12 protein-coding genes are annotated in these 6,714 nt (G+C 59.9%); all 12 read left to right on the plus strand.

Going from position 1 to position 6,714, the window contains the following annotated elements:
- Window positions 1–74 precede the first annotated feature (74 nt).
- Window positions 75–311 (plus strand): hypothetical protein, encoded by a 237-nt coding sequence (locus WC683_18670; GenBank protein MFA4974634.1) that lies wholly within the window; start codon window positions 75–77, stop codon window positions 309–311.
- A gap of 30 nt (window positions 312–341) precedes the next feature.
- Window positions 342–830 (plus strand): helix-turn-helix domain-containing protein, encoded by a 489-nt coding sequence (locus WC683_18675; GenBank protein MFA4974635.1) that lies wholly within the window; start codon window positions 342–344, stop codon window positions 828–830.
- Window positions 827–1,219, plus strand: coding sequence for a hypothetical protein (locus WC683_18680; GenBank protein MFA4974636.1), 393 nt, complete (start codon window positions 827–829; stop codon window positions 1,217–1,219). Before WC683_18675 ends, WC683_18680 begins: the two co-directional genes overlap by 4 nt.
- Window positions 1,203–1,478, plus strand: coding sequence for a hypothetical protein (locus WC683_18685; protein ID MFA4974637.1), 276 nt, complete (start codon window positions 1,203–1,205; stop codon window positions 1,476–1,478). Before WC683_18680 ends, WC683_18685 begins: the two co-directional genes overlap by 17 nt.
- Before the next feature lie 27 nt (window positions 1,479–1,505).
- Complete coding sequence (locus WC683_18690) at window positions 1,506–1,703, plus strand: hypothetical protein (protein MFA4974638.1); 198 nt, start codon at window positions 1,506–1,508, stop codon at window positions 1,701–1,703.
- Window positions 1,704–1,786: 83 nt separating this feature from the next.
- A complete protein-coding gene (locus WC683_18695) occupies window positions 1,787–2,458 on the plus strand; it encodes a hypothetical protein (GenBank protein MFA4974639.1) in 672 nt (223 codons plus the stop codon).
- 3 nt (window positions 2,459–2,461) lie between these two features.
- A complete protein-coding gene (locus tag WC683_18700; GenBank protein MFA4974640.1) occupies window positions 2,462–3,163 on the plus strand; it encodes a hypothetical protein in 702 nt (233 codons plus the stop codon).
- A complete protein-coding gene (locus tag WC683_18705; protein MFA4974641.1) occupies window positions 3,156–4,061 on the plus strand; it encodes a hypothetical protein in 906 nt (301 codons plus the stop codon). Before WC683_18700 ends, WC683_18705 begins: the two co-directional genes overlap by 8 nt.
- Entirely contained in the window at window positions 4,058–4,855 is a 798-nt protein-coding gene (locus WC683_18710) for a hypothetical protein (GenBank protein ID MFA4974642.1), read from the plus strand. The genes WC683_18705 and WC683_18710 overlap by 4 nt, the downstream gene beginning before the upstream one ends.
- Window positions 4,852–5,754 carry an NAD-dependent epimerase/dehydratase family protein gene (locus WC683_18715; GenBank protein ID MFA4974643.1) on the plus strand — a complete coding sequence of 301 codons (903 nt, stop codon included), beginning with the start codon at window positions 4,852–4,854 and terminating at the stop codon, window positions 5,752–5,754. The genes WC683_18710 and WC683_18715 overlap by 4 nt, the downstream gene beginning before the upstream one ends.
- A gap of 449 nt (window positions 5,755–6,203) precedes the next feature.
- A complete protein-coding gene (locus WC683_18720; protein ID MFA4974644.1) occupies window positions 6,204–6,440 on the plus strand; it encodes a hypothetical protein in 237 nt (78 codons plus the stop codon).
- Between the two features lie 33 nt (window positions 6,441–6,473).
- A partial coding sequence (locus WC683_18725) for a hypothetical protein (protein ID MFA4974645.1) occupies window positions 6,474–6,714 on the plus strand: 241 nt, incomplete at its 3' end.

A 6,714-nucleotide genomic window follows, 5' to 3' on the forward strand; every position in this document is an offset into this window, starting at 1 on the left:
GCGAGCTGATTCCAGCTCCTGTCACATCGCGGTTACTCGGTACGTTGGTGCAGCGCGTGGTACGCTGACGCCGCATGGGAACCATGCACCGCGAGGTCCGGGTCGAGTGGCGTCCCGCTTGGTGGGAGCGCGCCACGCCCGCCATCATCGCGGAGGCGGTGCGCAAGATAGGAGCGTACCCGGCCACGCACGTTGAGGTGGCGAGCGACGGGTTGCGCTTCACCCTGTCTGTGCACCCGCTTGACGGCTTAGGTGTGCACGACGTGCGGCTCGCCTGCCTGCGGCGCGAGGTGGACGCGCTCGGCGGGTAGTCGCGCATTATTGATCGCAAGGAGGCAGTGATGTCGAAGGTGACGGCAGGAAACGTGGTCGAGCTGATGGTTGCCCGCTACAGGGAGGACTACGAAGCACGGGGCGTGATGGACGTGGGCGAGGTGGCGCTGGTGCTCGGCGTGAGCGTGGCGACCGTGAAGCGCTTCACCGACACGGGCAAGCTCGCGTGTGCGCGTACTGTAGGGGGGCACCGCAGGTTCACGCCGCAGCAGGTGGCCGACTACCTCAACGCGACCACAAGCGACGCCGTGCTCGTGAACCCGAACAAGTACCCTGTGTACGTGACAGGTGTGGACCTTGCAAGCAAGCCAGGAGACAAGTCGGTGGAGTGCGTCGTGCGCAAGAACGACGACGGCTCCATGACGGTGGAGTCCGTGCGCGCGATGGAGTCGGTTTCCGGCGTCATCACGGACGGAGCGGGGAACATCACCGGGATGGTCGGCAAGCCGCTTGCTGCGCCGATGAGCGAGGACGACGTGGTGGAGTCGCAGCAGTGAAGCGCCACGAGTACAGCGACGGCCTGTTGCTCATCGACGGGGTAGCGGTCGGGGCGTGCAACTACACCGCCGACGCGCTCAAGGCCACGCTCCAGGACGAGCTGCCGAGCGGCCCCATCAGCGCTACGTTCAAGATGGAGTTGGACCCGGACGGGACCAAGACGTGGGACAAGTTCGTGCGGGAAGCCGGGTTGCAACCGATGGAAGCGCCGCTGTTCGACATGGTGTTCTGGCTCGCGCTGGATCCGCGCCGCGGGGTGATGCCGGTCGTCGCGGTGGACGAACTGTCCGAGGTCATCACGGTGTGCAAGCGAGGCGGTGGAAGCCTGGGGCGGGTATGGCGCGGTTGCAGCGTAGAGCTGAAGCAGGACGATGGGCAGCAAGCCTAAGCGGTGCTGGGGCAACGAGGGCAAGGTGCACCACTGCGCCGGGTGCCGATCCGCGCGCCCGCTGTGCCGGTGGATGCGCGCGCTCGTTGCCAAGTACGCCGCCTGTCATTGTGGGGCCTATCATTTCCCCCACCGCTACGGAAGTGGCTTGTGCGGGAAGGCGGGACATGAGAGGCTGAACGAAGTCGTGTGGGGGAGAGGGGAAGGGAGCGGTGGGGAAGCCGGGGCACAAGGACTGGAGGACGCGGCGCTGGCGTGACGGACATGGCACGTGCATCGAGCCGGGGTGCAGCAGCGAGCGGTTCCCGGGGCTCACGCACTGCTACGAGCACGCGAGCAAGGACGCGCTCGCGCTGCTGGTGGAGGACGCGGTGCGCCACGGGTTCAAGCCGGGGCTGCTGCGGGTGCGTCCGTGATCGCGCTGGCGCTGGGGATGGCCGTGCTGATGGTGCTAGCCTACGTGACGAAGGACTGGTGGTTCTGACGCGGGTTGTGGCTGCGCCCGCCCGCGTGCTACGTTGTGCATCCTCAGTGTGCGACTGCTGGAACAGGAGGATGCCCGATACCATGGCACGCAAGCCCATAGTGAAAGCTCAACCGATCAAGCCCCCGGCCCCCACAATGCGCGGCGAGACGCGCGACTGCGCGCTGTCCAAGGTCAAGCCCAACACCTGGAACCCCAACCACATGAACGCCTTTATGCTCAAGAGCTTTGAGCAGGAGCTGCGCGACACCGGGTGGCTCCGCTCCATGCTCATCCTGGTGTGGGGCAAGGACGAGAAGGGCGTCGAGCGCAACATCATCATCGACGGCGAGCACCGCCACAAGGTCGGGCGCAAGGTGGGGTACAAGACGGTGCCGATGACGTTCATCGACGGCATCACGGAGGCCGAGGCTAAGCGGCTCACGCTCAAGATTCGCAAGCAAGGCGAGTACGACGTGGAGGACTTGTCCAAGCTGCTGCAAGAGCCCGACGTGCGCGCCGGGATGGATCTCAACGCATACGCGCTCGCTATCGGTATCGAGGATGTGGAGCTTGGGAGATTGCTCGAACTGCCCGATGTGGGGCCGAGCGGCACACAGCCCGGCACCGTCAAGCGTGCGCCCAAAGTAACGCTGGAGTTCAGCACGGTAGAAAACCGGGACGCTTTCAAGACCTACCTCGCCAAGCTATCCGATGGGGCCAACCTCTCAGCGGGCGACCTTCTGTGCAACAAGCTGCGTTTGCAAGGGACGTGAAGCATGGCAAAGCAGAAGAAACCCAAGCTGCCAAACAGCGAGGAGTGCTTTGTCGATTTTGATTCGCTGAAGCCTCACCCGCGTAATTACAAGACGCACCCTGCTGACCAGATCGAGCATCTTCGGTCGAGCCTCCGGCAGTACGGGTTCTATCGTAGAGTAGTGGTAGCGTGCGACAACACTATTCTGTGCGGGCACGGGCTCGTCGAAGCCGCCAAGGGGCTTGGCTTCAAACAGGTGCCTGCTATCCGCTACTCATTCGGACCGGACGATCCACGGGCGCTGAAGCTGCTAGCGCTGGACAACGAAGTCGGGCGGTTCAGCCTTCAGGACGATAGGGCGCTGTCGGATCTTTTGAGGGACATATCAACAGATATCGACATAGGTGGGTTGTCGGGTACAGGCTACGACGAGAAAATGCTGGCAGCTCTCGTGATGGTGACTCGACCAGCGAGCGAGATTGCCACACTGGACAGAGCGGCCGAGTGGGCAGGCATGCCAGACTTTGACCCAGGCGATGGAACATTCATTCTGACCATCCAATGTCTGAATGAAGAATCGAGAACGGAAGCGATCAAGCTGCTTGGAATTGGAAAGGAAAAGATATCAAAGCAGCGAGGAGGCCGCATCCTTTCGACGTGGTATCCGCCCCGCGAGAAAGACGATCTTATATCGCTGGAGTGGAAGGAGAAAGAGGATGCCTAAGCTCCTCCCTAGCTACCCGGTGTTCATCCCATCAAAGGGTCGTGCAGCTAAGGTACTTACAGCGCGTATGTTCGACAAGATTGGGGTTCCGTTTCAGCTCGTTGTCGAGCCGAACGAAGCTCCAGCTTACGAGAACAAATGGGGAAAGGAGCGCGTGCTGTTGCTGCCCGAAAACAATCGCGGGCTCGTCTATTCACGCAACTGGATCAAAGCTCACTCCACTCAGCTAGGGCATGCACGTCATTGGCAATTTGACGACGACATCGAATACATCAGCCGCCTGCACCACTCAAGGCGGCTGCGTTGTGATGCAAACGTAGCCATCGTAGTGGCAGAAGACTTCAGTGACAGATATGAGAATGTGGCGCTGACGAGTTTCAATTCCGAGTTCTTCGTACCCACTTCTGGAATTATGGCATTGCGGTGGAAGCCTTTTATCCTCAATGCGCGTTGCTACACAGTGTTCCTCGTAAACAATTCGCTTCCGAACACTTGGCGCAACAGGTACAACGAGGATACTGATATGTCCCTCCAGGTGTTGGCAGATGGGTGGTGCACGCTTCTGCTCAATGCTTTCCTGATCAATACTCCGACCACAATGACAGCGCCCGGTGGTCAGATGGTATCGGCTGCTGGTTCGTACCAAGGCGACGGCAGGCTTCACATGGCGCGGGAGCTGGAGCGGTGTTGGCCTGGAGTTGTTACAACACATAGGAAATTCGGCAGACCGCAGCACAAGATCAAGAACAACTGGATGAAGTTCGACACACAGCTCAAGCGCAAAGTCGGATACGTCCCACCAGACAGACCGGACGGATATGGTCTGAAGTTGCATGCGCACTCTCCTCCCAAGAGTGAGTTCTTGCAGCAGATACTCGAAAAGGAATCAGGGCGATGACAGACAATGCTGCGGTAGTCGTTCCGTGGGTATCAGAAAAACAGGTCGAGCTATTCTTGGATGCCTGGAATCTCGACGGAACCAAGCCGGATTGGTTGGTGCTCCAACACGACTCTCAGCGCGAGGGATGTGCAGCAACAAAAAACAAGGCGATAGTCGAAGCCGTTAAACGCGGATACGACGTAGTGGTATCTCTCGACGACGATTGCTATCCGCATGGCGAGGTCAGAACTCTACCCGAGCTGATGGCTGCGCATGTGGAAGCGCTGAAGCCCAAGCGTGTGGAATTGTTCGAGGTAGTGACCGAGCCTGCTTCAAGGGGAACACCGTACGGTGTGCGCTCGCTTGAGATGCCAGTAGCAGCGAGCATGGGGTTCTGGACTGGCGTTGGGGATTACTGCGGGGTTCGGCAGCTAGCAACTGGTGCGCCTCCCATGGACTTCAGACGCAAAACAGTGTTCGCCAATTATTTTCCGCTATGTGGGATGAACCTTGCGTTCCGGCCTAGAGAGTGGTTGCCGTGGTGCAGGTTCATTGATGCGCCTCGCTACGACGACATCTGGATGGGTTGGCTGTGGCAGCGCGAAGCGTATCGAAGGCGTTACTGCTTCAACCTTGCTGGGCCATTGGTTCGCCATGTTAGGCAAAGCAATCCGTGGCGCAACCTCGCAGTGGAAGCCGTTCACTTGGAAGCAAGCGAAACTCTATGGGCGCGCATTGCTGCACACGAATCAGACAACTACGAATCACTGTTTGCGCTACTTCCTCAAAGCGTAGGGGGGAGTGACCGATGAAAGTGTTGGTTACAGGCTCAGAGGGGCTTATCGGTAGCGCGCTGTGCTCGCTATTGGAAAGCTGCGGACACCAAGCAGTGCGACTTGATACACGGTTGGCTGAAGGAGCTGTGTTTCGAGGAGACGTAAGAGACCGCACGCTGGTGCGCAATGCTGTGAGCGGTTGTTCTGGTGTTGTACATCTTGCGGCGGTATCTAGAGTGATCTGGGGAGAGCAAAATCCGGCGCTGTGTCGTTCGGTCAATGAAGGCGGCACTGAAACGGTGCTAGACGAAGCTGTAAGTCGCGCTGGTGCGTGGATGATGTATGCCAGCAGCCGTGAAGTGTATGGCGAATGCCTCCCTGGACTTACGCCAGAAGATGCACCGCGCTTACCCATCAACGTCTATGGTGTGACCAAGGTAACAGGTGAATTGAAGATGGCGGTTGCTCGGTCAAAAGGTGGTCGCACATCGGTTGTTCGCTTTTCCAATGTGTACGGCACTACGAGCGACCATGCCGATCGGGTAACGCCAGCATTCACTCGGGCAGCGGCAGAGGGGCGGGAGCTTCGGCTTGACGGACCTGACCATGTGTTCGACTTCACATACGTGCATGACGTGGTGAAAGGTGTGTTGCTTGCCGTGGAAGCATTGGAAGCTGGAGAGAGTGAGCTTCCAGACATCCACTTCGTTACAGGTCACGGTACTGATATGCGAACTGTGGCAGAACTCGCAGTAGCTTCTGGTGCTCCGGGAGCACGGATTGTCGAAGGCGTTCCACGCAATTACGACGTGGCGCACTTCGTAGGTGACCCGGCGAGAGCGATGGCTGTTCTCGGTTGGAAAGCTGAGCGCTTGGTGGATTGGGGAGTGCCCAAGCTAGTAAGCGCATTCAAGGCGATAGCAAACCCCGCATAATTCCACCATGCATCCCATCCGATGGATCAAGACCTACGTGCTCGGCTTGCTGAGCGACCTGCGCGCGCCGTTCGAGGTTGAGCCTCCCGAGCCCCCGGCGGCGCCGCTGCCCCCGCGCATCCCGCCCGAGGCGTTGGCGATGGCGACGCCTCCCCCCGCGTTAGACCGGGTTAACGTGGCAGCTAAGCCGCTGCGTGGTAGCCTGCGGGACAGGATGCGGAAGGCGAGGTAGCGACATGGCAGAGCAGGAGCGAGACGAGCAGGGACGGTTCGCTAGCGGCGGCGGTGGTGGAAGTGGGTTTTCTGGGCGTCTTGGCAAGGGTGTGAAGGAACCGGACAGCGCTGGCTCTGCGTCGAACGCTGCACACCAAGCATCCAATACCGCGTTTAGCGCACAGGACGCCAGCAGTCACCAAGCCGCCGCAGATATGCATCGGGAGGCTGCTGAGATGCACCGGGTCGAGGCTTACCACCACGAGGATAACGGCAATAAGAAGTACGCGAAGAGTTCGGAGGATACCGCCAAGTATCACGATCGGAAGGCAAAGAACCATGAGGATGCAGTGAAGACCGGGCACTATCGAGATGCCGAAGCGATTCGGTTGAAGCTCGGTGTGCAAGGTTCCAGGGACAATCCTATCAGGCAGCACAACCTCAAGTCTTGGGCTGAGCGCAAGACTCGCTAGCTTCCCGCTCCCCGCGCGCGCTACAATGCGCGCATGCCGTCCGCAGCCGTCATCCCCATCACGCAAGGCCAGTCTGGAGCCACCTTCGTTCCCCAGAAGAACTGGGGCTTCAGCGAGGCCAGCCTCACGTTCCAGGCCACCAAGCTTGTCACGTCCGACCGCTACGCGGACCTGGAGCGCCGATCGCACTACTACACTTGCCAACAGAACGACGCGAAACGTTACGACTTCGACGGGCGCAACGTCAAGCCGGGGCCGTGGACGATGCAGCAGC

This window comes from bacterium (assembly GCA_041648665.1).
Taxonomy (GTDB): domain Bacteria; phylum UBA10199; class UBA10199; order 2-02-FULL-44-16; family JAAZCA01; genus JAFGMW01.